Annotated in this window: 2 protein-coding genes; both read right to left on the bottom strand. The window is 70.0% G+C overall.

Annotated elements, in window-relative coordinates:
* Positions 1-174: 174 nt before the first annotated feature.
* A complete protein-coding gene (gene fis / locus D180_RS09360) occupies positions 175-447 on the bottom strand; it encodes a DNA-binding transcriptional regulator Fis (RefSeq protein ID WP_010343856.1) in 273 nt (90 codons plus the stop codon).
* A gap of 116 nt (positions 448-563) precedes the next feature.
* Positions 564-933 (bottom strand): DUF3426 domain-containing protein (locus D180_RS09355; protein ID WP_017912585.1); only part of this gene is annotated, 370 nt, incomplete at its 5' end.

The raw sequence follows: 933 nt of genomic DNA, 5'->3' as shown, positions 1-933 counted from the left end.
GGCCTTGCCTGCTAGGGGGTAAGACGGTATCTACGAGGGCGATGTGCAGGCGCCACACGCTGCGTATCGGATTGCTTGACAGTCAAGTCATGCAGGACAGCACGCCCGATTCCCGATTCCCGGCCTTTCACTAGCCGCAGGCTGGTCATCCCCAATCCCGAATCCCCGCCTCACTCACGCCAGCCCGTATTCCTTGAGCTTCTTGCGCAGGGTGGCGCGGTGGATGCCCAGCAGCGCGGCGGCGCGGCTCTGGTTGCCTTCGCAGTGGTTGAGCACTTCCACGAACAACGGGATCTCCATCTCGCGCAGCACGATCTCGTACACGTCGTCGGCATCGCAGCCGTCGAGGTCGCGCAGGTAGCGGCGGACCGATTGCGCCACGTGTTCGCGCAGCGGCGGCTTCGGCGCGCCGCGACTGGAGTCAGGACGAGTGGTGGCGGCGTTCAAGTTCGACGGATCCCCGGATGACAGCGGCGCCGGACGGCAGGAGGGCCGGCGCGGGGGGACGAGTCTAGCGCGTGGCCTGCGCCGCTGCCATGGCGTAGTGCCCGAACGCAGCGTTCTCAGTGGAAATCGAAACTGAATGCCGCCGTCTCGGCGGCCGGTTCGCGCACCTGGAACGCGATCTGTGCGCTCTGTCCCGGCGCCAGTGTGGCGCTGTCCGGCCGTGCGCGCCCCAGGTACTCCTGCGGGCGCAGCACGCGGCTGCCGATGGTGCGGCCGTCGGCGTCGGCCAGCGACAGTTGCAGCAGCGGCCAGGCCTGCGCCCAGCGCGCGTCGTTGCGGAAGGTCGCCTGCACCTGCAGGGTGCCGGCATGGCCGGGCAGCGGCCGCACCTCGCGGCTGAGCATGGTGAAGGCGGCCGGCTCGCGCCAGGCCGGCACGCTGCAGCGCAGGACCTGGCAGACCCCGGCCACCCACGGCCGCCAGGGC

The organism is Xanthomonas sp. SHU 166 (genome assembly GCF_000364685.1).
Classification (GTDB): Bacteria; Pseudomonadota; Gammaproteobacteria; order Xanthomonadales; family Xanthomonadaceae; genus Xanthomonas_A; species Xanthomonas_A sontii.
Note: the sequence above shows the minus strand (reverse complement) of the source record. Positions and strands in the feature narration are given on the sequence as shown.